Below are 24581 nucleotides of genomic sequence, written 5' to 3'. Positions count from 1 at the left end.
TTTCAGCGGCAGGGGTTACTGATGCGTAGCAAACATCTGGATGACCGCCTCATCCCGTGTTTCATAGTCGCCTTTCAGCTCAGCGCTCAGTTTCGCCATGTACGACACCAGAAAATCCGCATTACGCTGCGCCAGGTACTTGCCCCGTTCGGTCTGCATCGTCAGCGGCAGTTTCAGCAGTTTGGTTTGAAAATGGTCGAGCGCGAATTGCTTATCGTTAAGAGGCCGTCTGTCGGCAAAGGGATCGTCGGCATCAAACAGCGCGACGCCCAGCGCGCCGGAGACCGCGAAGACCCGCGCCAGACCAATGGCGCCCAACGCCTCCAGCCTGTCTGCATCCTGCACGATTTTTGCCTCTGGCGTGGTAGGCGCAATTTTTGCGCTGAAGCTATGCGCTTCGATAGCATGACAAATGCCCGCCAGTTTTTCTGCCGGAAAGTCAGGAAAATCCCGCAGAAAAATACGCCGGGTTTCTGCCGCCGCCAGAATGGAAGAACGATGCCGCTGCGGATGATTTTTCGCCAGGCTGACGATGTCATGGAAATAACATGCCGATAGCACCACCAGCCAGTCGACAGGACTGTTTTCCCCCAGCGTTTGCGCGGTTGCCCAAACACGACGAAAATGGAAGATGTCATGGGCGGCATCCTGTTCCTGGTGGTGATGACGTAGCCAGTCTTCAAACTGCGATTGCCAGTATCCTGAGTCCATACGCCCTCTCTTTATAGCAGACCATTTTTATTACATGCCTGAGCACAGGGTTCGCTATCCTGACATATCCGCCACCACTTTACATCCCTGCGTGCTTGCGCGTTTCTGGCTTGGTGTCGGCGGGATAAGCCCTGTTTTTGCGAGGCCGGGTGTACCAGGCAATACACCCCAGAATAAGCCAGACGACGCCCAGCGAAAGCGCGTTAAGCCATTTTTCCGTTGCGCTGCCAGGAGTGCTGATTGGGCCGAGAACCGGCTCGGTTTGTATGGCGGACATCAGCCACACGCAACGCGCCATCGCCCAGATGAAGTAGCCGCAAAAGGTATAAAAAACCCATAACGCTAATTTACCGCCCATGCTACGGGTGGCGTTGTCCTCCCTGGTACTCAAACTTTACTCCGCTTTTGTGATGTAAGTCATATGACATTAATTACATTATAATGTGATATTAGTCACATTTCGACCATGAAATACCTTATCCACCTGTTCTGATTATTCATTCCACAAATAGTTTATTCTCAGTTAATGTTGCGTCTGGCGCTGAACCTGCTGTTAAATAAGGGAATGGTGATTGAATCGCACTCTGATGCAGAATAACCTATAACCAGAACAACTTATTTTTACGCACCGCGATAGCGTTTTATTTTATTAGCATTAAGTGTCAGAATGATTCGGTTATTAGCCTTTTATCATTTATTTTATCATTACCCACATTACCGGCATTTATGCCGGTTTTTTTTATGCCTTTTCCTAATCAAAGCATCAAACACATATAAAAAACAAATTATATTCACTTCAATAACCATCAAGTTAAAACATATAACTCATTGATAAAAAATGATAATTATAGAATATATATTCTTAGTAACTTATATAGCTCGTATTATAAAAAACCAAATAGAAACAAATTGAAATATTTTAAATATCTTTGTTACATGTTATTTTTTAAATTCCATGAACTTCATAGAATAGTATCAATTTGTAGTTTTGTTGAAGTGGCTACATATTCATATAAATTATTATCATAAGGGAATACATAATGAACAGAAAAGTTCTGGCACTGCTTGTCCCGGCGTTATTAGTGGCAGGCGCAGCAAATGCGGCTGAAATTTATAATAAAAATGGCAACAAACTCGACCTGTACGGCAAAGTTGATGGTCTGCGTTACTTCTCTGACAATGCAGGCGACGATGGCGACCAGTCCTACGCCCGTATTGGCTTTAAAGGCGAAACGCAGATCAACGATATGCTGACCGGCTATGGTCAGTGGGAATACAACATTAAGGTGAACACCACCGAAGGCGAAGGTGCAAACTCCTGGACTCGTCTGGGCTTTGCCGGTCTGAAATTCGGCGAGTACGGCTCTTTCGATTATGGCCGTAACTATGGTGTTATCTACGACATTGAAGCCTGGACCGATGCGCTGCCGGAATTCGGCGGTGATACTTATACCCAGACCGATGTCTATATGCTGGGCAGAACCAACGGCGTTGCCACCTACCGTAATACCGACTTCTTCGGTCTGGTGGAAGGCCTGAACTTCGCGTTGCAGTACCAGGGTAATAATGAAAATGGCGGTGCTGGTGAAGGTACAGGTAACGGCGGCAGCCGCAAACTGGCCCGTGAAAACGGCGACGGTTTCGGTATGTCTGCCTCCTACGACTTTGACTTCGGGTTAAGCCTGGGTGCGGCCTACTCTTCCTCTGACCGTACGGACAATCAGGTTGCTCGTGGTTATGGCGACGGCATGAATGAGCGCAACAACTATGCTGGTGGTGAAACCGCTGAAGCCTGGACCGTAGGTGCCAAATATGACGCCTACAATGTTTACCTGGCGGCGATGTACGCTGAAACCCGCAACATGACCTATTATGGCGGCGGCAATGGCGAAGATAATGGCGGTATTGCTAACAAAACCCAGAACTTTGAAGTGGTTGCGCAGTATCAGTTCGATTTCGGTCTGCGTCCGTCCATCGCCTACTTGCAGTCTAAGGGCAAAGATTTAGGCGGTCAGGAAGTCCATCGTGGCAACTGGCGTTACACCAACAAAGATCTGGTTAAATATGTTGACGTCGGTATGACTTACTACTTCAACAAAAATATGTCCACCTACGTTGATTATAAAATCAACCTGCTGGACGAAGATGATGACTTCTACGCAAGCAACGGTATTGCAACCGATGATATCGTAGGTGTTGGTCTGGTCTACCAGTTCTAAGACGCTTTATGTTATTCAAGCCCGTGCTTAGCGCGGGCTTGTTATTATAGGGCAAGAATAAAATAACGGATAACGGCGCAAAGACAGGTGACCTGGCTTCATCGGATAGATGAGGACAACGTCGCTTTTTTCAGGCGCTGTCTGCAAGAGAAATAACACCTTTGGGGAAAGGTAAATGCCACTATAGATGATGGATGTCAGCGTCTATAGATGATAATCATCCGGGCATAAAAAAAGCTCCTGTACGGAGCTAATATGAATTATTTTCTAAAATCTAGCGGAACCTGTCCTGAGCGAATGTATAATCCAACATTATCAAAAGTGATCATGGTTGACTTACAAAAAATACATTTCGCGCCAAACGGGTTTTGCTCAGTAACATCGAATGTCGATGTTCTGTATTGTGAACCATGGCAACATGGACACCGGAAGTGAATTTTATTAGTAATATCAGTTGCCTTAAAGCGCCACAACGTTGACCGCTGATGGACCTTTTGGTCCCTGCTCTACTGAAAACTCCACTTCCTGATTTTCATTCAGAGTGCGGAATTCATTATTTTGAATGGCGGAAAAATGCACAAACACATCTTTGCTGCCATCTTTAGGCGTAATGAAACCAAAGCCCTTTTCAGGGTTAAACCATTTTACTAAACCAGTGATTTTCGTCGTCATAATATTGTTACCTTTTGAATGAGCCCTTGGGCGAAATGGCCTGAAGAAAATTATCAGAGAGAAAAAAACCTAAAGGAGATCTCAAGAGGAACAAATGATGAGAAATATTACAATCACTACTTCAGATAAGTTTGTATCAAACCGCACAACCATTAACGCATGGTTAACTGAACATAGCAAGCTTTAGTTTTGTTAAAAAAATATTAATTGTTTTTTAGCATTATCACGCTGATTGCCATACTCTTTTTATCCATGCCCGGCGCTACGGCTGAAACCAGGCGTAAATAAGTGACGTCTCACAACGCCTACCTGGCAATAAACGCGCCACATTTTTTGATGTCGTAAACCAGGATACATGCGCCTCATCGCGAGAGGTTCCTGTGATCTTGTGCGACCAGTTTATAAGGGTGGTCAAGCAGAGAATTAGTGTGTTCATTATGTTTACAGGCAAGCCATGATAACCGCGACAGCGGCGTTGAAATCTGTGTTGATGGCTTAGTCTGAGAGGAATAAAACCGGCTGATGAATGACTCAAGATGCTACATTTTTACAACGAAACAGGTGTAAGTATCCCGCATAATCGTGCCATTCACATTTAGAGATCCTCCGGCATAATCAATCTGCCAACAAACGCGATCGCTATGCGTAAAGCCCGTTTTACTGAGCATCAGATCATTGCCGTAATTAAATCGGTTGAAGCCGGACGAACCGTTAAAGATGTCTGCCGGGAGGCCGGTATATCTGAAGCCACCTGATACAACTGGAAGTCCAGATACGGCGGCATGGAGGCTTCTGATATTAAAAAGATCAAGGATCTTGAGGACGAGAATCGGCGTCTCAAACAGATGTTTGCCGACCTGAGCCTTGAGAACCGGGCGCTGAAAGACGTTATCGAAAAAAGTTTTAAAACCAGCCTTTAAGCGTGAGCTGGTCACTCATCTGATAACGACATTTGGACTCAGTATCCGTCAGGCCTGCCGGAGTCTGAACCTGAGCAGAACGGTTTACCATTATCGTCCGGATACCACGCGTGACGAACCCGTTATTGTCGCGTTGCAGGCAGTGGCAGAGCGATACCCACGGTACGGTTTTCCAAAACTTTTCCAGGTTCTGCGGCGGCAGGGATACCCGTGGAATCACAAAAGGATCCATCGTATTTATTGTCTGCTGAAGCTGAATTTTCGCCGTAAAGGCAAACAACGATTGCCGGTGCGTAATCCCTCGCCACTGGCCACACCGGAAGCGCTGAACCAGAGCTGGTCTGTCGATTTTATGCATGATGCTCTGGTCTGTGGCCGTCGTTTTCGCACGTTCAATGTCGTTGATGGCTTTAACCGTGAGGCATTGTCGATTGAAATCGATCTGAATCTGCCAGCTTTGCGCGTGGTCCGTGTACTCGACAGGATCGCGGCAAATCGCGGCTATCCGGTCATGCTACGCATGGATAATGGTCCGGAATTTATCTCACTTGCACTGGCTGAATGGGCAGAGCAACATGCAGTAAAACTGGAATTTATTCAGCCGGGTAAGCCGACGCAGAACGCTTTTATTGAGCGCTTTAACTGAACATACCGTACAGAAATACTCGATTTTTATCTGTTCAGAACGCTGAATGAAGTGCGGGAAATCACGGAAAGATGGGTGTCAGAATATAACTGTGAACGCCCTCATGAATCACTGAACAATATGACGCCGGAAGAATATCGGCAACACAATCATTTGGCCGGGATCTCAAAAAATGCCTGGAACTAAAACGGGTCTATTTACAAAAGGACTTAGAAGTCAGGGGGAAATATTATGCGAGATCAAGACATTAGTTACTTCATTGAGAAATTTGGAGAAGCTACATCTTATAGCGCTGTTCCAGAGAAAAGTATGACAAAATGGAAAGGTATTCTTCCGGATAAACTTCTTTCTTACTGGAAAACAGAGGAATGGGGAACGTATAAAAATGGATTGTTTAGTCTTGTCAATCCTGATAAGGATGAAGTTGTACTGGATATATGGCTAGAAGATACTCCATTTAAAGAAATGGACGCATACCATGCATAGCCAAGGTGCCTTTGGCGAATTATATGTTTTTGGTGAGTCTACCGGAAGAAATATTACGATTCAGCCTTTATTTAATCAAATAATTTTTGTCGAAAATGGTTTCATGGTAAAAACAAAAGATGAATTAAATAGTGAAATTGAATCTTTTCTTGCATTTTCAAATGTTGAAGAGTTTGATTTATTTGATTGTAATGATAATTACATTTTTGACCGGGCAGTTAAACAACCAGGCGTATTAGCTGATAATGAAATGTTTGGTTTGGAACCTGCATACATTTTGGGCGGACAAATAAAAATTGAAAACTTGAGTAAAGTGGACTGTCAAATACATTTGATGATTCTTAGAGAGTTACCTCCCTCTAATATTATAGGCTTCTAAAGGAGGGAGTTATCAATTCTGGAAATGGCTTGAAATATGTGATGGACGCCCTTCCTAAAGTAATCAGTGCCATACTTTTACTGACTGCATTACGCTTTGTTGAATAAATCGAATTTCAGTGGATTTTGGGTTGCCTGATACCCTATATCCTCTTGTAACTATTAGGTGGAGGCATAGAAATTCAGTTTGATCCTTTTGTGTCCCCTTCGGTGGGTGGCACTGGAGCTGTCATTACAGGTTTTTCAACGGTGATTATCGGAAACTAAAATGAGTCAATATAACAAAACAGTTAGGATGTTATTTGGAGTGATAGCTTTCCTGTTATTTTCAAAAGTTAGTATTATGCTTGGAACTACTGGTTGAAAAGATGTGTGTTTTCTTTTTGGCTGTTATTTGTTTTTGTATTTTTTTATTTTCTCCCTTATCGATTCAGCTGTCGGAAACATATCATCATTCCATCAAGAATATAATAAAGAAAATATCAAAAAACCATTTCTTAAAAATTTTATTGGAAACACAAACTTAGTATCCAGAGGATATAAATTAATATTCAATTTGGGATTTTTACTTATCTTATTTCTCAGATTGAAGAAGGAATTATTATCATGAATAAATATAATAATAAGCCATCTTTACAGGGTCAGTGACATATAGTTTTGAATACCAGAAAGAACATTTTGGCGATGCCGTTATACATCCTCAAAGGGAAAACATATCATCATTCCAAAATGGTAATTATTTCCATCACCACGAAACAAACTCCTCTCACAGCATCAAACGAGGATGTAGAAGGGTATGATGTTAAAGCTATTATCACCATCAAAGTAAGAAATGAGGAAAAAAATCTTGATATGTCCGGATACTGTGGCGTTTAGGTAATGGGAATGACGTTAGACAATGAGTAAAATATTACGGGTGTGGTGAAATAAAGCACCGGGTATTGGAATTGACCTAGAGGAAGATATACAAACAGGCCCCTTTACTGCCCCCCCCTGGCCAGTACTACCATAGTTGGCAGGTTCAACATCGGGTACTATATTGACTGGAAAAAAAATGCTAACATTGGTGGATAATGGTATCTTATGAAACTGTCAGGCAAGATTATCAAGATGTATCATAATCATTTTTTTAGATTTTTTTTGGCATCGTAATGTCATCGCTAATTTGTTTTTTATTGATCAGAAATATAAATAATATACATAGCATTATATTTATTAAACTTCTTGCAGCACTATCTGGATATATATTCTTTTATTATAGTCCATTTTCATTAGTAGACATTGGGATTGAGGGAATACACCACTTCCACATTAAATACAATAATAAAAATATTAATAAACAGCCAATACTCTCATTTATGAAACATAAACATACGATAAGTTTCTCTCTAAAGATTTTTATTACTATATTTTATTTCTACATGGCCATTAAATTTATAATATTCGAATATTAGAAAAACTTTTAATATAAAATATTTAAGTTTTCTAGTTGTGATGTATTTTATGTTAAAAAATGAAATGTAGATAATCCAGAGAGAGTTATCATAATGAAAGGTAGCAATAATAAGCCATCCTTCCCAAGGGCAGTGATATGTAGTTTTGAATACCAGAAAGAACATTTTTAGCGATGCCGTTATACATCCTCAGAAGTAACAAAATTATATTACAAAATATTACTCCCACCAGATGTAAAACCGGGCAGTATTAAACCTGAGCTAATCGCAGGAACCAATAATCTCTATGCTACTGATTGCTATAAGACCATTTCAGAAGCAAAATACCCCTTTACAGAACTTGATGTAATCTATGAGCATATAAATAACGACCCATGCGCGTGAGCGTCCGGCGATCCGCAGATACAATCTGTCAACACCACTTACAGCATAGCGACCTTCCGCTTTAAGCCTGGAAACGGCTAAGGCGGACAGTCCTCTGGCTTTCTTTGGCATAATCCCACTCTTCTGCCATGCATCCTGTACTGCATAAAATGACGATTTTACGAAAAGATAGCAATACGCCAGCGAACAAAGAATAATGGCAACATATTGTATATAAAGAAATAATTATGATTAACGCGAATGATAATGAACGTAAATATGGCAGCCCCCTTACCGGCATCTTCAAAAAAGAGCCTGTACGAAAGTATCAGACGACTGACAAACCTTGATGCCGAAATGCGCTTCGCTTTTCCAACTGACAAAACCATCGTTCCCGGAGGTTGGGTGGAACAGCGCGTAACCCAACATTCATACCCACTACCGCAATGTTGGGTTTCGGTTTCGCCTCACTCAACTTTGCCACGTCGGATAATGTGTAACCGCACAACAGGTTTGTCATCAAGCTCGGCTTTTTTCGCATATTGCAATTCAGCCAACCTCGCATAAAGCTCATCAAGATTACTGGCGGCGTCTCCTGGCGCATAGAAGAACGGCCCACTAATGAAGATCGTTTCCATAATTCCAGACACTAAAATTTTTCGCGTCTCTGCATAGTGTACTAACGTAATATCCCCTTTATATTTATGGACAATCAAATGAGTGTGCTTTGTGTGGTTGTCTTAACCTACATAAAACCGTTGCATGAAATTGATGCGCAACTCCCTGCACATGTGGAATGGCTAAAAAAAAGTTATGCCGATGGCCTTTTTCTGGCTTCCGGGCGACAAATTCCGCGCACAGGAGGCGTAATACTTGCAAACTATGATGACACGGGTGTACTGCAAAACTATCTGGCGCAAGATCCTTTTCGCTTGTCTGGCGTAGCTAAAGTCGATTTGATTCCTTTTGAACCCACAATGATGGTCACGCAATTAAAAGCGGTCTTATAACCAAAAAACAACAAAGCCCGGCAGTCGGAGTTCACACCAGAACAACGGGCTTTTTTCATATATTGCATACCTGCAGGGAACCCCCAGCAGGGATTAACAACATAATCTCAGTGTACTTTTTCGCTTTTTGTCGCCGATACAAATGGACGAACAGCATCACGGGTCTGCCAGACCGGCGGTTCTTCATCTATCTTCGTTACAGAGGCCCGGACAAAAGGTATTTGCGCAATTGACATAATAATGTTTAACCAACGATCGCGCGTTATACGGTCTGCTCGCTCATGACTCGGATCATCCAACTCAATGACGCAGACAATTTTATTGTTCTTTTTTGATACCAGAACATAATCCATCGCCATATTATTATAAATCATAAAAAAACGTTTTCGTTCTTCTTCACTAAACCCAGGTTGTTCAGGAAAGTTAACCAAACGACCTAAAGAAACCTGGCAATGAATATGACAATATTGCCCAAACCATTTTTCAAGATTATCAAAATAGATTTTTTCACTACGGGTGATGAGCCACTCCTTTCCTTCTAACCAGACGCCTTCATCAACCATTCCCTGAAATAATTCGTCACGCTCTTGCCAACGGGAATCGCGATATTTTTTTACTGGAACATAAGGTTTCGGCGTATATGTCGCTGGTTGCGCTGGCGCAGTCGGTGGCAACTTATAGCCAGTACGAGGCATTAATTTCCGTGCAACAACGATTCCCAGGGCAAAAGCGATGGCAAGGCAACTGACAAAAAACATAAAGCTCATAATTAATTACCATCCATTCAATCAATTTCAATTATATTTCACAAGCAACATTGATAGTGCGTTATCATAAAATATCTTTACCAATGCAGTTAATTTACAGACAGTATAATATTTTTATGAATGTAGCCACTCATCTTTTCTGGCAACAGTAATATTTTGAAGATAAATAGTATGTGTGTAATTCAGATGATTACATTATTAAAATTATTTTAAGACAGGACTGATATAATTAAGCTTTATCTTAAATTCATTGAGCAATAAATAAACAGACATGGCCGGTGTTATCCTGTTTGCGGGTACAAACAATGACTTCCCTTGGCCATGTCTGCTGGCATTATAAGAGCTCATTCAACCATAGGCTTGCAACGCGCGCTGACAAAGCGCCGAGCGCACGCAGTCGTCTTTGTTGAAATGCACAATCCCTACCATTTCATCTTCTTCAAAGCGTTCCAACGCATCACTCAACCCGGAACGCACACCGCGCGGCAGGTCGCATTGCGTAATATCGCCATTGACAATGACCGTGACATTTTCGCCTAGTCGCGTCAAAAACATTTTCATTTGCGCCGCAGTCACATTTTGCGCCTCGTCGAGGATCACGACCGCATTTTCAAAAGTACGCCCACGCATATAGGCGAACGGGGCAATTTCTACCTTACCGATTTCCGGGCGCAAACAATATTGCATAAAGGACGCGCCCAACCGTTTAAGCAGGACATCGTAGACGGGACGAAAATAAGGCGCGAATTTTTCAGCGATATCACCGGGCAAAAAACCAAGATCTTCATCAGCTTGCAATACCGGACGCGTCACAATGATCCTCTCGACGTCCTTATGAATCAATGCTTCTGCCGCCTTTGCCGCACTGATCCATGTTTTTCCGCAGCCGGCTTCGCCGGTCGCAAAAATAAGCTGTTTACTGTCAATAGCGTTCAGATAATGCGCCTGCGCTTCATTTCGCGCCTTAACAGGAGAGGTATCGCGACTATCGCGCGCCATGCCAATGGCTTCTACTCCGCCCATCTGTACCAGTGACGTGACCGATTCTTCTTCACGTTGCTTATGACTACGCGAATCTCGTCTCAACACACGCTTTGCTTCACGACGAGCTTTGATCACTGCTTTTTGTCTTCCCATGGATAGCACCTTGAGTTGTAGGTATACATCACCCGCGTTCTCTTGAACGCGATTATGCGCACACACATCTGAGGGTTGGCTTCCTTGTAAGCCTTAGCTTGCTTTTTGAAACGACGCCACACACGGCTACGCGCACCACATATGACGTCATGGGTATGGACAGTAAGAGAAATGATGAGAGCTTTTAAGGTGACAAGACCACCACCGGAGAGAGAATGTCCGTACAGGGTGTTGTAACTACTGTAAACAATGTGTCCTGGTGCGGACATTACCATTCGCGATCTCCATAGTGAGTGACCATCACTGCCGGGGAACTACCGCTATTACTACTAAGTACAACACAAAACATCAATAATGCAACAATATATTCACCAAGCATTAACCAAACATTATTGCGTCATTGTCAGTCTCTTACAGAAAGATTACACGATTATTTCATCGGCAGGAGACTAAAAAAGATAATCATTAGCTACTGCGGGTATTAATGGTGAAACTACCCATAAGGCATTGAATATTCAACATATAAAAGGTTAAAATGGAGTAATTAACGTGTCCTCTCTCCCATCGCTAAAACGGCATTATTTTGCAAAATTTTGTGCGGCATACTTACGCGAGTAACGCTGACTCGTTTTAATTTTTGTCATTACCCTATTGCGTCAAGGCTATTGGTACCATTAACAGGCGATTTCATATATGGCCAGTTAGTGATTACTCGAGACGTATTACGGCCGCGTTAACGGCGCTCAAGGGCTAAAAATAGTTTGAGAGAGCGTCCTCATTTACCTGAACATCTTCAGTCAATCGGTCCGGGACTTATCAGAGGACCAGGCAGGCGTATAACGCCGCCTGGTAAAATATGTCCGATGGCAATAATACTATCGGACATGTCGGTTATTCCGCCTGTAGCTTTGACGGCGGCGCGGAATGATAATGCGCGTCCGCTTTTGCAAAGCGTTCCTGCATCGCTGCTGTCGGCGCTTTGCCAAGCAGGCTAAAGATTACGATCCCCAGGCTGCCGAAAATGAAGCCAGGGATGATCTCATACAGATCCAGCCAACCATATTGTTTCCAGACGATAACCGTCACCGCGCCAATAATCATTCCCGCCAGCGCGCCGTTACGTGTCATACGCGACCACATCACAGAAAACAGGACAACAGGTCCAAATGCCGCGCCGAATCCAGCCCAGGCGTAGCTCACCAGCCCCAGCACACGGTTATCGGGGTTCGCCGCCAGCGCAATGGCGATCAGCGCTACCACCAGCACCATCACTCGCCCTACCCATACCAACTCTTGCTGGCTGGCGCTTTTACGCAGAAAAGCCTTATATAAATCTTCTGTAATCGCGCTGGAGCATACCAGCAACTGACAGCTCAACGTCGACATCACCGCCGCCAGGATAGCAGACAGCAAAATACCGGCAATCCACGGGTTAAACAGGATCTGCGCCAGTTCAATAAATACGCGTTCTGAGTTTTGGTTCACCGCCCCGGCCAGCGCGGGGTTATTGTTAAAGTACGCAATGCCAAAGAAGCCCACCGCCACCGCGCCCGCCAGACACAGAATCATCCAGGTCATACTGATACGACGCGCATGAACAATACTGTGATGGGAATCCGCCGCCATAAAGCGCGCCAGGATATGCGGCTGACCGAAGTAACCCAGTCCCCAGCCCATCAGGGAAATAATGGCGACAAAATTCAGCCCCTTGAGCATGTCGACATTCTCGATGCTCTTTTGCTTGATCACTTCCAGCGACTCGCTAAAACCGCCTACGCCGACAATAACCATCACCGGCGTCAGGATTAACGCAAAAATCATCAGGCTGGCCTGAACGGTATCCGTCCAACTAACGGCAAGAAACCCGCCGATAAAGGTATAAATAATGGTTGCCGCGGCCCCCGCCCACAGTGCGGTTTCATAGCTCATACCGAAGGTGCTTTCGAACAGTCGTGCCCCAGCGACAATACCTGACGCGCAATAGATAGTGAAAAACAGCAGAATGACCAGCGCGGAAATAATACGCAGGACTCGGCTCTTATCCTCAAACCGACCGGTAAAATAGTCCGGCAGCGTGAGCGCGTTATTGTTAAATTCGGTATGCACGCGCAGGCGCCCGGCCACCAGCTTCCAGTTAATCCATGCGCCTAACGTCAGGCCAATGGCGATCCAGCTTTCAGAGATCCCCGACAGAAAGATAGCGCCAGGCAGCCCCATTAACAGCCAGCCGCTCATATCCGACGCGCCGGCTGATAAAGCCGTAACAAACGGCCCCAGACTGCGACCGCCAAGAATATAGTCATCAAAGTTTTTGGTAGAGCGCCAGGCGATAAACCCAATCAATATCATGCCAAAAATATAGACACAGAATGTCACCAACATCGGTGTGCTAATAGCCATCAAGGTTCTCCAAATTTATTTATTGGCACTACCGTAGCGTGCCGTTTTGTACCCTGCCGGAACGTGGCAAGGGTGTTATGTTTACCAGGGCGACCGTATCCTGCCGGAAGCGGTGGTTATTCACAATCGATTTAACACACCATTTACATCAAATTTGATTGCAGAGGGATACTATTTTTCTCCAGGTTGCACTCTCTCACATTTTTTGCGGTTGCACCTTTTAAAAGTGTTAACTACCGCAGAGAAAATAAATCCAGATGGTTTTCTCGTCAGACACTCCCTTATCTTTTTTTAACAATTTATTCATTTTTAAGCTTGCAACGCAGGTCACATTTAACGCGGTTGCACAAAGTTGCAACATGGTGGATATTTTCCGCTAACTATTGGTTAGCAGATAGAGCGAATAACAGGAGTAGAGGGTATGGGAACCACCACGATGGGGGTTAAGCTGGACGACGCCACGCGCGAACGGATCAAAATGGCCGCGTCGCGTATCGATCGCACGCCGCACTGGTTAATAAAACAGGCAATCTTTAGCTATCTGGACAAGCTGGAAAATAGCGATACGCTACCGGAGCTACCTGCGCTGTTTGCTGGCGCGGCAAATGAAAGCGAGGAGCCGGTCGCGCCGCAGGATGAGCCGCATCAGCCCTTTCTGGAGTTTGCCGAACAGATTCTTCCCCAATCCGTCTCTCGCGCCGCCATCACCGCCGCCTGGCGCCGCCCGGAAACCGATGCGGTGTCAATGCTAGTGGAACAGGCGCGCCTGTCGCCGCCTGTCGCTGAGCAGGCGCATAAACTGGCGTATCAACTGGCGGAGAAATTGCGCAATCAAAAATCCGCCAGCGGTCGCGCGGGTATGGTGCAAGGCCTGTTGCAGGAGTTTTCCCTCTCTTCGCAAGAAGGCGTTGCGCTGATGTGTCTGGCGGAAGCGCTGCTGCGTATTCCCGACAAAGCTACGCGCGATGCGTTAATTCGCGACAAAATCAGTAATGGCAACTGGCAGTCGCATATTGGCCGTAGCCCGTCGCTGTTTGTAAACGCCGCCACCTGGGGGCTGCTCTTTACCGGCCGACTGGTCTCAACGCATAACGAAGCCAATCTTTCGCGCTCGCTGAACCGCATTATCGGCAAGAGCGGCGAACCGTTAATCCGCAAAGGCGTCGACATGGCGATGCGTTTAATGGGCGAGCAGTTCGTGACTGGCGAAACCATTGCTCAGGCGCTGGCGAATGCCCGAAAACTGGAAGAGAAAGGGTTCCGCTATTCTTACGATATGCTGGGCGAAGCCGCGTTAACCGCCGCCGATGCGCAGGCCTATATGGTCTCTTACCAGCAAGCGATTCATGCCATCGGCAAAGCCTCTAACGGTCGCGGTATTTACGAAGGGCCAGGCATCTCGATTAAGCTGTCCGCCCTGCATCCACGCTATAGTCGCGCGCAATACGATCGGGTAATGGAGGAGCTTTATCCGCGCCTGAAATCACTGACGCTGCTGGCGCGCCAGTATGATATCGGTCTCAATATCGACGCCGAAGAGGCGGATCGTCTGGAGATCTCGCTCGATCTGCTGGAAAAACTCTGCTTCGAACCCGAACTGGCGGGCTGGAACGGCATTGGCTTTGTGATCCAGGCTTACCAAAAACGCTGCCCGCTGGTCATTGATTATTTAGTCGATCTGGCCTCCCGTAGCCGCCGTCGGCTGATGATTCGTCTGGTGAAAGGCGCCTACTGGGATAGCGAGATCAAACGCGCGCAAATGGAAGGGCTGGAGGGCTATCCGGTTTATACCCGCAAAGTGTATACCGATGTCTCTTATCTGGCCTGCGCGAAAAAACTGCTCGCCGTCCCTAATCTGATCTACCCGCAGTTCGCGACCCATAACGCTCACACACTGGCGGCGATTTATCATCTGGCCGGGCAAAATTACTATCCGGGTCAGTACGAATTCCAGTGCCTGCACGGCATGGGAGAACCGCTGTATGAACAGGTCACCGGTAAAGTGGCGGACGGAAAACTTAACCGTCCCTGCCGTATTTACGCGCCGGTGGGAACACACGAAACCCTGCTGGCCTATCTGGTACGACGCCTGCTGGAAAACGGCGCCAACACCTCTTTTGTCAACCGCATCGCCGATGCCACCCTACCGCTCGATGAACTGGTGGCGGACCCGGTCGAGGCCGTGGAAAAACTGGCGCAGCAGGAAGGTCAGGCTGGCATACCGCATCCGAAAATTCCGCTGCCGCGCGATCTGTACGGCGAAGGTCGGATAAACTCCGCCGGACTTGATTTAGCGAATGAACATCGCCTCGCCTCGCTTTCTTCTGCCCTGTTAAGCAACGCCATGCAGAAATGGCAGGCAAAACCTGTGCTGGAACAACCGGTGGCCGACGGTGAGATGACGCCGGTTATCAACCCGGCGGAACCGAAAGATATTGTTGGCTGGGGACGCGAAGCGACAGAAAGCGAGGTTGAACAGGCATTGCAAAACGCGGTCAATCAGGCGCCGGTTTGGTTTGCGACGCCGCCGCAAGAACGCGCCGCCATTTTGCAGCGGGCGGCGGTATTGATGGAAGACCAAATGCAGCAGTTGATTGGCCTGTTGGTGCGTGAAGCCGGGAAAACGTTCAGCAACGCCATTGCCGAAGTGCGTGAAGCGGTTGACTTCCTCCATTATTATGCCGGTCAAGTGCGTGACGATTTCGATAACGAAACGCATCGCCCGTTAGGGCCGGTGGTCTGCATCAGTCCATGGAACTTCCCGCTGGCCATTTTTACCGGCCAAATCGCCGCCGCGCTGGCGGCAGGTAACAGCGTTCTGGCGAAACCGGCAGAGCAAACATCGCTGATTGCCGCCCAGGGCATTGCCATTTTGCTGGAAGCGGGCGTACCGCCGGGCGTCGTGCAACTGTTGCCGGGACGGGGAGAAACCGTCGGCGCCCAGCTTACCGCCGATGCGCGTGTACGCGGCGTGATGTTTACCGGTTCCACGGAGGTGGCGACGTTGTTGCAGCGCAACATTGCCACGCGTCTTGACGCCCAGGGCCGCCCTATTCCGTTGATTGCGGAAACCGGCGGTATGAACGCTATGATTGTCGACTCTTCCGCGCTCACCGAGCAGGTGGTCGTGGATGTGCTGGCTTCCGCTTTCGACAGTGCCGGACAACGCTGTTCCGCGCTCCGCGTGCTGTGTTTGCAAGACGATATCGCCGAACATACGCTGAAAATGTTACGCGGCGCGATGGCGGAGTGTCGGATGGGGAATCCAGGCCGTCTGACGACCGATATCGGGCCGGTGATCGATAGCGAGGCCAAAGCCAACATTGAACGTCATATCCAGACGATGCGCGCCAAAGGCCGCCCGGTTTTCCAGGCCGCGCGTGAAAACAGCGATGACGCGCAGGAATGGCAGACCGGTACGTTTGTTATGCCCACGCTTATTGAGCTGGAAAACTTCGCAGAACTGGAAAAAGAGGTCTTCGGGCCCGTGCTGCACGTCGTGCGTTATAACCGTAACCAACTGGCGGAGCTTATCGAACAGATTAACGCTTCCGGCTACGGGCTAACGCTGGGCGTACATACCCGTATTGATGAAACCATTGCGCAAGTCACCGGTTCCGCCCATGTCGGCAACCTGTACGTTAACCGTAATATGGTGGGCGCGGTCGTCGGCGTCCAGCCGTTTGGCGGTGAAGGACTGTCCGGTACCGGGCCAAAAGCGGGAGGGCCGCTCTATCTCTACCGCCTGCTGGCACACCGCCCGCCCAATGCGCTCAATACGACGCTGACTCGTCAGGATGCGCGTTACCCGGTGGATGCGCAGCTTAAAACCACGCTACTCGCGCCGTTGACCGCTCTGACGCAATGGGCGGCGGATCGCCCGGCGCTACAGACGCTCTGCCGACAATTCGCCGATCTGGCGCAGGCCGGCACGCAGCGCCTGCTACCGGGGCCGACCGGCGAGCGTAATACCTGGACGCTGTTGCCGCGTGAACGGGTATTATGCCTGGCTGATGACGAACAGGACGCGTTGACGCAGCTTGCCGCCGTTCTCGCCGTCGGCAGTCAGGCGCTATGGTCAGACGACGCCTTCCACCGCGATCTGGCGAAACGTCTCCCCGCCGCCGTTGCGGCGCGTGTCCAGTTTGCGAAAGCGGAAACGCTGATGGCGCAGCCGTTTGACGCGGTGATTTTCCACGGCGACTCCGACAAGCTGCGAACCGTTTGCGAAGCCGTCGCCGCCCGCGAAGGCGCGATAGTGTCGGTACAGGGGTTCGCCCGCGGCGAAAGCAATATACTGTTGGAACGGCTCTATATTGAACGTTCGCTGAGCGTAAACACTGCCGCCGCTGGCGGTAATGCCAGCCTGATGACAATTGGCTAATACTGTGGTTAATTAAGGCTCCGTCAATGGAGCCTTTTTACTCGCGTCAGAGGACCGTATGAAACGAATTTTCCTTACCTGCGCGGCGTTGTTGTTCAGCAGTCAGGCGTTGGCCGATGAGTGCGCCAGCGCCAGTACGCAGCTGGAAATGAATCGCTGCGCCGCCGCGCAATACCAGGCGGCAGATAAAAAGCTGAACGAAACCTATCAAAGCGCGATTAAGCGTGCGCAACCGCCGCAGCGCGAGCTGTTGCAAAAAGCGCAGGTGGCATGGATTGCCCTGCGGGACGCCGATTGCGCTCTGATTCGCTCAGGTACGGAGGGCGGCAGCGTGCAACCCATGATCGCCAGCCAGTGCCTGACCGATAAAACGAACGAACGCGAAGCGTTTTTAGCCTCGCTGCTGCAATGTGAAGAGGGTGATTTGAGCTGCCCACTGCCGCCAGCCGGTTAACGCACGCGAATCCCTTCAATAATAATGCGCTGAACGCTTTCGACCGTTTGGTTGAAAAAGGCTTCATCGCGAAGCGTCGCGCCGGTTACCGCCTCAACCTGAGGGGCAAAATCGGCGTAATGTTGCGTGGCGGCCCAAATCATGAAGATCAAATGGTGCGGGGAGACGGGCGCCAGTTTCCCGCTGTGCACCCATCCGGCAATCAGCGCGGATTTTTCATCTATCAACGCTTTTAGATCGCCGGTCAGTTCCTCCATTAAGAGCGGCGCGCCCGCCAGCATCTCCATGCAGAAGAGCCGCGACGCCTGCGGATAATCACGCGAAACCTCCAGCTTGAGACGGATATACTCTTTGATGGCCTCCAGAGGGGAAAATTCTGCGCGAAACGCCTTGAGCGGCGCCAGCCAGACATCCAGGATCTGTCGCATTACTGCGACATACAGCGCCTCTTTCGAGGGATAATAATAAAGCAGATTGGTTTTGGAGACGCCAGCCCGCTCGGCGACCTGCTCAAGACGCGCGCCATGAATGCCATACTGGGAAAAAACAGCAAGCGCGGCAGTTAAGATAAGCTGCCGTTTTGCACCGGTGGCCTGCGAGCGTTTCCCGATTTTTTTCTCTGTGCGTTGCGACATGCGCCCTCTCCTTTTTGTCAGGACGCAAGCATACCAAATCCGGCTTATAAACAAAAAAACCGCCGGAAATCCGGCGGCGGTGGCGCATGACGCTTTTTAGCGCGAAACGCTCAGCGTCTTGCTGTTGTGACGCAGGCTAGCTATTACGGTTACTGCTTTTGCCCCCTTTTTTGCCTGCTTCGGATGCACGCTGCGGGTCATTCTTAAAATTGCCCCCGCTGTGCTGACCACCTTTACGACCTGCTTCTGATGCTCTTTCGCGGTCTTCCGCAAAATTACCGGAACCGCCACGATGGTTTGCCATTACTGACCTCCGTCATAGATTAGACATCATATTGCATAGGTAATGAGGAGTATCTCCTCGCGCAGCGTATGAACGATATCATCAGTAACGCCGCGTAACATTAAGCATAGTGAAAAACGCCGTGGTAGGCCGCTTACCGAAATATTCTGCAACATCAGAAGCCGAATATGCAGAATAATAACCATGAGAAATAAATAAGTTATTCTTATAGTTGGAAAAATCAAAGCGCTTAAAAATGTATCATTTTGCAACAAAGGTCGCCAAATTAATTATTGTTATAAATCAAAGAAATGGCGCTGAAATTTGCACTCTTCACATGAGGGCATATCTTTAAATAGACGTAGCGAATCGCTACACACCTGATTAATCTGAGGAGTAGTACAAATGGCAAAGATTCTGGTGCTCTATTATTCCATGTACGGACACATTGAAACCATGGCGCACGCGGTGGCGGAAGGGGCAAAGAAAGTCGACGGCGCAGAGGTCATTATAAAGCGTGTGCCAGAAACAATGCCGCCTGAAATCTTCGCAAAAGCTGGCGGTAAAACGCAAAACGCACCGGTTGCCACCCCACAGGAGCTGGCGGATTACGATGCCATTATTTTTGGTACGCCAACCCGGTTTGGCAATATGTCAGGCCAGATGCGTACCTTCCTGGATCAAACCGGTGGACTGTGGGCATCCGGCGCGCTATACGGCAAGCTCGGCAGCGTGTTCAGTTCTACCGGAACGGGCGGCGGCCAGGAGCAGACCATCACCTCGACCTGGACTACGCTTGCCCATCATGGGATGGTGATTGTCCCGATAGGCTATGCCGCACAGGAACTGTTTGACGTCTCCCAGGTTCGCGGCGGCACGCCTTACGGCGCAACGACTATCGCCGGAGGCGACGGTTCACGTCAACCAAGCCAGGAGGAACTCTCTATCGCTCGCTATCAGGGGGAATACGTCGCCGGTCTGGCAGTCAAACTCAACGGCTAATCTTCAACAGGAGGATTCGAATGCCAACTCAAGAAGCAAAAGCGCACCGCGTCGGCGAATGGGCAAGCCTGCGTAATACGTCGCCGGAAATTGCCGAAGCCATTTTTGAAGTCGCTCACTATGACGAGAAACTGGCAGAAAAAATATGGGAAGAAGGTAGCGATGAGGTGCTGATCAAAGCCTTTGAGAAAACGGACAAAGACTCGCTCTTCTGGGGCGAACAAATCATCGAACGTAAGAACGTATAACACAAACGCCCCCGCCTGCGCGGGGGCATACGGCTATTTTGCGGCAGTGTTCATGACGTTATCAAACTTATCCAGCGGACAGAAGCCGTTCGCATCCACCGGACATCCTTTCAGTTCCAGCGTTACCCTTTGCGCAGGCGATTTGAGCGTTAACGCTTCCGCATTACGTAACTGCCGGGCGCTCTGGTAGACATACTCGATTTTCATCAAATCCCGGTTAGCGTTGCCGTCATGCCAGCGTTGGAAGACAAGCTGACCGCCAATCGGCGTTCTCTCATACTGGTCATGGAGCTGATAGGGTTTAAAATCCAGCGCCGTCAGCAGCGACGCGATATTGGAATCATGCCCCACCAGTACGGTAACCTTCGGCGCGCTAACGCGCTCGGCAACCAGCACCTTATCGATATATTTCACCAGCGGCGCAGCGACATTGCGCGCCACCGTGGGTGAGGTAAACAGGCTGTCCTGGTAGCCGTTTTTCAGTTTTGACAGCACCTTCCACTGCCGATCGGTGTTAATCTTGCCCCAGGCGACCTGATCCATCGGAAACCCTTCGTAATATTGCAGGGTAAACGCATCCACCAGCGAGTTCCCTACTTTAAGCGGCCCCTGCACGCCAGGCTCTTGCTGATAGTTCGCGCTGAAGGTATCTTTCGCATCGATTAGCGAACACTGATGCTTCTCTTTGCAGGACGGCGAGTCCTGATAATGCGTTATCTGCTCAAGCAGTTTATAACTCTCATCAAGATGTAGCTGACTACGCGCCTTTTCCATCGCCTGTACGGCCTGTTGCCGGAACGCGGCGGAATCATCGGTAATCACCGGATTGAAGGTAGGGTCCATAGTGCCCATTTTTTCCTGATGATGAACAGGAATATCACAGCCGGGGAAAGCGCCGGTAATGAAAAATTGCGCGGTGGCGACGGTGCGCTGCAAACTATTCGCATAGGCATATACCGTGTCGGGCGCCGGACATTCTCCCGACGGTATCAGCCCCTGCGCGACCAGCCATTCACGTGTGTAGTGTCCCATATAGACTTCCAGCACGCCGCCTTTCGTCGTCAGTTGCCCGCCGGGAACGTCCCACTCCGGCCAGGCGTTCGGCGTCGACTGCGCCAGTACGCTGCCATTATTCGCCAGCGGCGCCCGCAGATTATGGCGGCTCATCATCAGCACCTGTTGTAATTGATAACCTTCCGGCGTTGTCTGCGCCTGTACGGCGGATGACAACAAAACAGCCCCTGCCACAGCAACAGCGAGTAATGATTTTTTCATCCCTATGACCTCTTGTTGTTATCAAATCGTTCTGAGTGTGACAGAAATGGATCATTTTTCCGGGAACGATTTCGCAAAACGGGGGTTTTTCTTACAGTAAACGCGTTAGCGCCGGGAAACCCCGGCGCATATTCAGAACGTTTTTGCCCACCACAGCCGAAGCTTCATGCCCCAATAGCTGGTCCAGCCGCTGGTGGTGAACACAACCCGACCTTGTGAAACCACCACCAGCGTTGGCGTCACGCTGATTTCCCAGCCAGCGGATAAGGCGCCTTTAGCATCATTGACGACCGGGAAGTCAACGCCCTTGCGCGCCAGCCAGCGGGCAACCTCAGCGTCATCGCCGGAGCGGAGCGCAACGGTCATGACGTTTTCCCCTTCCGCCGCCAGGCGAGCGACCGCAGGCGTAGTAAAGCGGCATACCCCGCACCAGCTGGCCCAAAAATAGAGCAGTACGGGGCGTTCTTCGCTCAATGTCGCCAGAGTTGTCGACTCTCCCGTCAGCGTATGTAACGGTGTCGCGGCAAACGCCGGAGGCGCCTGCGGCGCGCGCCAGACGTCCATGACCACCATTATCGCGATGAGGAGCGCCAGAAAAACCGCGGCTTCACGCAGCCAACGCCGCAGTTTACCCGCCATTGGCAGCCGCCAGTTTTTCTTTCACCACCGCTTCCAGCGTATCCCAGGGCACTGCGCCCGGAATCAGCTCGTCGCCAATGATCGTCGCTGGCGTTCCTTGCACGCCGACCAGCCTTGCCAACTGCAAATTAGTGCGTATCGTTTCCATGCTTTTTTCATCCAGCGTCACTGGCGTAGCCCCTGCTTTCTGCTGGGCCTGTTTAATACTGTCATCCGTATGGTAACCGCGCTTTTGCATGAGTTTTTCATGTAGCGCGAGGAACTGTTGCGGATGCTCGCGCCAGGTGGTCAGCGCAATACGCGCCGCCAGTATGGAACTCTCTCCTTTGAATGGCAGCGGTTTAATAATGACCGCAACGTCAGGATATTTCTGCACAATCTTTTCCAGCATCGGATCGAGCTGTTTGCAGTACGGGCAGTTGTAATCCGTAAAGTTCACCAGCGTCAGCTTAGGGTGTTTAGCGCCTATCCGCGGGCTGGCAGGATCGTTAAACAACGCCGCATGGATCAGATTTTCAATCTGCTTTTCCTGATCCGGCGTAAAAGGAGCGTTTTCTTGCGCGATGCTTAGCGTCGAAAACAGCGCCAGCAGCAAAACAATCATGTATTTCATTGGGTTATTCCTTTCGCTTTTTTCAACGTTTGTAATACCGCATCGCGGGTCAGCAAAGTGGGCAATGCCTCCCCTTCCGGCAAGCCGGGGCCATATACCTGATTAAACGGCACGGCGACCTGGCCGCGCGTTTTCAGAAAATCTGTAATGGCATCGGACGGCAGCGTCCAGTCTCCCCGCAGCGCCACAACATCCGGCTGTTGCAAGGCGGCCTGCACATCCTCTTTTTGCAGGACGTTGTATTTATTCACTTTACAGGTAATACACCAGTCCGCAGTGACATCGACAAATACCCGCTTATGCTGCGCCAGCGCCGACTGGATTGCCTGTTCACTCAAGGGTTGCCACTGAACCGTGTCTTGCGCGCTCTTTGACGCAGTGAAGCCGAAATGCGGCAGGAGTAACGTCGCCAGCCAGATAGCCGATCCCAGCATCATCAGACCGAGGATCCTGCGCAGGACATTCATCCAACGCCCGGGGCGCGGTAAACGTAGCGCAAGCCCTGGTCGTAGCGCGACCAGTAGCCACGGCGCGCTCATTCCCAGGCCAAGCGCAAGGAACAACCCCCACAGCGTCGGCAACGACGCCGTGAGCGCCACCGCGACCGCCGTGCCCAGAAACGGCGCGCTACAAGGCGTCGCCAGCAGCGTGGCGAACGCCCCCTGCCAGAAATGTCCCGACATACCGTTACCGCCGTAAGTGGCCAGTTTCGTGGTCATAGATGAGGGAAGCCTGAACTCAAAAAGCCCGAACAGGCTGGCGCTAAACAACAACATCACCAGCGCCATAAAACCAATAAACCATGCATTCTGGAACTGGACTCCCCAGGCCAGCGCATGGTTTGACAGGCGAAGGAGGGTCATAAACGCCGCCAGCGCCATAAATGACGCAATGATACCGGCGACCGAAGCCAAAAATTGTCGCCTGATGTGAGAGCGGCTTTTTTCCTCTACCAATAAAATAGAGCCAAGTTTCATGCCCAGAACCGGCAGTACGCAGGGCATTAAATTAAGAATCAGTCCGCCGATTAGCGCCATCATTACAACTTGCCAGAAAGGTAGCGCCGCATTGTCCGGCGTTTGCGCTGGCGCAGTGCCAATGGTTTGCGTGCTCTCCTGGGCGATAGCGCCATCGGCTAACACGAGGGTCAGCGATTTGTCGCGCAAATCGGGCGCCTTTTCGCCCCAACTGTCCGCCACCGGCACCGTCGCCTGTAACCTGTCGCCCTCTACGCGCAGGCGAGGCTTCGCAAAATCGACGTCATCTATGGTGTCAAGATAGAGCCCGGGCGATGACCAGCCCGCCGCTCGCGTAGCAGTGACCACCAGTTCTCCCGGGCGATAGCCGACGTCAAGCGAGTCCGTTAGTCCACTGCGGAGCGGAACTTTACCCATCGCCCGCGCATAGTCATGGGCAAAATCGGCATTCTGCACAGTGGGCGTCACGGAAAAGGGGTAATCGGTCAACAGACAAACATTGCTGCAGGTTGATAACGTCAACACGCCGCGCAAGGTCGCGGGCGGCGTACCGCGCACGATCATCGGAAAGGTCACCTCGTCGTGATATCCCTGGGTGGTGATATTCGCCACATCAAAGCGCGAGGGGGTTGGCCAGAACCAGCTTACCTCAGGCATGTCGCCTTTCCAGGCGATAGAGGGCGCCACGCCCCCTTCCCCCGGCGCGCGCCAGTAGGTTTTCCAGCCGTTTTCCAGTTTGACATCCAGCAACAGCCGGGTCTCACCGTTAGCGGACGTATCGGCACGTAGCCGTATGCTGGCATGGTCGTTATCGGGCGAACGCAGCCAGCCGCTTTCCGCCGCCCAGGAGACGGGCAGCCAAAGCCACAACAGGCAGAACAGTATCCGCCTGAACAAAAGCATCATAT

The 24581-nt window shown here is 49.5% G+C and carries 22 protein-coding genes and 1 pseudogene; 9 read left to right on the top strand and 14 right to left on the bottom strand.

All coding sequences use genetic code 11. The features are described from left to right. Positions 1 to 15 precede the first annotated feature (15 nt). Positions 16 to 711 (bottom strand): phosphohydrolase, encoded by a 696-nt coding sequence (locus tag NA197_RS12960; protein ID WP_000377042.1) that lies wholly within the window; start codon positions 709 to 711, stop codon positions 16 to 18. 79 nt (positions 712 to 790) lie between these two features. Then, positions 791 to 1102: a cell division protein DrpB gene (gene drpB / locus NA197_RS12955; RefSeq protein ID WP_023227458.1), complete on the bottom strand. Its 312-nt coding sequence runs from the start codon at positions 1100 to 1102 to the stop codon at positions 791 to 793. Positions 1103 to 1751: 649 nt separating this feature from the next. Between drpB and ompS1 the strand changes: the two genes are divergently transcribed. Beyond that, positions 1752 to 2930, top strand: coding sequence for a porin OmpS1 (ompS1, locus tag NA197_RS12950; protein WP_001080668.1), 1179 nt, complete (start codon positions 1752 to 1754; stop codon positions 2928 to 2930). A 260-nt stretch (positions 2931 to 3190) separates the two neighbouring features. Here the strand turns inward: ompS1 and ymcF are convergent, their stop codons facing one another. Further along, a complete protein-coding gene (gene ymcF / locus NA197_RS12945; protein WP_024131163.1) occupies positions 3191 to 3379 on the bottom strand; it encodes a cold shock small protein YmcF in 189 nt (62 codons plus the stop codon). A 10-nt stretch (positions 3380 to 3389) separates the two neighbouring features. Continuing rightward, complete coding sequence (cspE, locus tag NA197_RS12940; RefSeq protein ID WP_045901186.1) at positions 3390 to 3602, bottom strand: transcription antiterminator/RNA stability regulator CspE; 213 nt, start codon at positions 3600 to 3602, stop codon at positions 3390 to 3392. 641 nt (positions 3603 to 4243) lie between these two features. Here cspE and NA197_RS12935 point away from each other — a divergent pair. The 3 genes and pseudogenes from NA197_RS12935 (at position 4244) to NA197_RS12925 (ending at position 6033) form a co-directional block, all read left to right on the top strand. Beyond that, positions 4244 to 5354 (top strand): annotated as a pseudogene (locus NA197_RS12935) (IS3 family transposase). A gap of 45 nt (positions 5355 to 5399) precedes the next feature. Further along, on the top strand, positions 5400 to 5654 hold the full coding sequence (locus NA197_RS12930; RefSeq protein ID WP_223228941.1) for a GAD-like domain-containing protein: 255 nt from the start codon (positions 5400 to 5402) through the stop codon (positions 5652 to 5654). Beyond that, positions 5647 to 6033, top strand: coding sequence for a T6SS immunity protein Tdi1 domain-containing protein (locus NA197_RS12925; protein WP_371062096.1), 387 nt, complete (start codon positions 5647 to 5649; stop codon positions 6031 to 6033). Before NA197_RS12930 ends, NA197_RS12925 begins: the two co-directional genes overlap by 8 nt. Before the next feature lie 2283 nt (positions 6034 to 8316). On the opposite strand, the gene NA197_RS12920 is transcribed toward NA197_RS12925, so the two are convergent. Continuing rightward, positions 8317 to 8487, bottom strand: a complete 171-nt coding sequence (locus NA197_RS12920) for a hypothetical protein (RefSeq protein WP_023234516.1) — start codon at positions 8485 to 8487, stop codon at positions 8317 to 8319. A 78-nt stretch (positions 8488 to 8565) separates the two neighbouring features. Here NA197_RS12920 and NA197_RS12915 point away from each other — a divergent pair, with 78 nt between their 5' ends. Next, complete coding sequence (locus tag NA197_RS12915) at positions 8566 to 8859, top strand: YciI family protein (protein WP_023234515.1); 294 nt, start codon at positions 8566 to 8568, stop codon at positions 8857 to 8859. A 107-nt stretch (positions 8860 to 8966) separates the two neighbouring features. Here NA197_RS12915 and NA197_RS12910 read toward each other — a convergent pair whose 3' ends face one another. From NA197_RS12910 to putP, 3 genes are all read right to left on the bottom strand, one after another. After that, positions 8967 to 9626: a DUF2726 domain-containing protein gene (locus NA197_RS12910; RefSeq protein WP_000009241.1), complete on the bottom strand. Its 660-nt coding sequence runs from the start codon at positions 9624 to 9626 to the stop codon at positions 8967 to 8969. Positions 9627 to 9974: 348 nt separating this feature from the next. Beyond that, entirely contained in the window at positions 9975 to 10763 is a 789-nt protein-coding gene (gene phoH, locus NA197_RS12905) for a phosphate starvation-inducible protein PhoH (RefSeq protein ID WP_000533526.1), read from the bottom strand. An 891-nt stretch (positions 10764 to 11654) separates the two neighbouring features. Further along, positions 11655 to 13163 (bottom strand): sodium/proline symporter PutP, encoded by a 1509-nt coding sequence (gene putP / locus NA197_RS12900; protein ID WP_001018463.1) that lies wholly within the window; start codon positions 13161 to 13163, stop codon positions 11655 to 11657. A 421-nt stretch (positions 13164 to 13584) separates the two neighbouring features. On the opposite strand from putP, the gene putA reads away from it, so the two are divergent. Continuing rightward, on the top strand, positions 13585 to 17547 hold the full coding sequence (putA, locus tag NA197_RS12895) for a trifunctional transcriptional regulator/proline dehydrogenase/L-glutamate gamma-semialdehyde dehydrogenase (RefSeq protein ID WP_052931627.1): 3963 nt from the start codon (positions 13585 to 13587) through the stop codon (positions 17545 to 17547). A gap of 58 nt (positions 17548 to 17605) precedes the next feature. Continuing rightward, positions 17606 to 18001 (top strand): lysozyme inhibitor LprI family protein, encoded by a 396-nt coding sequence (locus tag NA197_RS12890; protein WP_000821059.1) that lies wholly within the window; start codon positions 17606 to 17608, stop codon positions 17999 to 18001. Here the strand turns inward: NA197_RS12890 and rutR are convergent. Further along, positions 17998 to 18636: an HTH-type transcriptional regulator RutR gene (gene rutR / locus NA197_RS12885; protein ID WP_000083128.1), complete on the bottom strand. Its 639-nt coding sequence runs from the start codon at positions 18634 to 18636 to the stop codon at positions 17998 to 18000. The two genes, NA197_RS12890 and rutR, sit on opposite strands and share 4 nt — an antisense overlap. Before the next feature lie 136 nt (positions 18637 to 18772). Beyond that, entirely contained in the window at positions 18773 to 18940 is a 168-nt protein-coding gene (locus NA197_RS12880) for a general stress protein (RefSeq protein ID WP_001273663.1), read from the bottom strand. 384 nt (positions 18941 to 19324) lie between these two features. On the opposite strand from NA197_RS12880, the gene wrbA reads away from it, so the two are divergent. Further along, the gene (gene wrbA, locus NA197_RS12875) at positions 19325 to 19921 is read left to right on the top strand and encodes an NAD(P)H:quinone oxidoreductase (protein ID WP_001062898.1); all 597 of its coding nucleotides are present in this window, start codon (positions 19325 to 19327) and stop codon (positions 19919 to 19921) included. A 20-nt stretch (positions 19922 to 19941) separates the two neighbouring features. Next, the gene (locus NA197_RS12870; RefSeq protein ID WP_001143125.1) at positions 19942 to 20169 is read left to right on the top strand and encodes a YccJ family protein; all 228 of its coding nucleotides are present in this window, start codon (positions 19942 to 19944) and stop codon (positions 20167 to 20169) included. A 33-nt stretch (positions 20170 to 20202) separates the two neighbouring features. On the opposite strand, the gene agp is transcribed toward NA197_RS12870, so the two are convergent. From agp to NA197_RS12850, 4 genes are all read right to left on the bottom strand, one after another. Next, the gene (gene agp / locus NA197_RS12865) at positions 20203 to 21444 is read right to left on the bottom strand and encodes a bifunctional glucose-1-phosphatase/inositol phosphatase (RefSeq protein WP_064043524.1); all 1242 of its coding nucleotides are present in this window, start codon (positions 21442 to 21444) and stop codon (positions 20203 to 20205) included. 132 nt (positions 21445 to 21576) lie between these two features. Continuing rightward, positions 21577 to 22083, bottom strand: coding sequence for a protein disulfide oxidoreductase (locus NA197_RS12860; protein WP_000907522.1), 507 nt, complete (start codon positions 22081 to 22083; stop codon positions 21577 to 21579). Beyond that, entirely contained in the window at positions 22073 to 22696 is a 624-nt protein-coding gene (locus tag NA197_RS12855) for a DsbA family protein (RefSeq protein WP_064043525.1), read from the bottom strand. Before NA197_RS12855 ends, NA197_RS12860 begins: the two co-directional genes overlap by 11 nt. Further along, entirely contained in the window at positions 22693 to 24579 is a 1887-nt protein-coding gene (locus NA197_RS12850) for a protein-disulfide reductase DsbD family protein (RefSeq protein WP_438796695.1), read from the bottom strand. Before NA197_RS12850 ends, NA197_RS12855 begins: the two co-directional genes overlap by 4 nt. Positions 24580 to 24581 lie beyond the last annotated feature (2 nt).

Origin of the sequence: Salmonella sp. NW884 (genome assembly GCF_051700745.1) — a bacterium.
In the GTDB taxonomy this organism is placed as follows: Bacteria; Pseudomonadota; Gammaproteobacteria; order Enterobacterales; family Enterobacteriaceae; genus Salmonella; species Salmonella enterica.
This window is presented reverse-complemented; position numbering and strand designations above follow the sequence as displayed.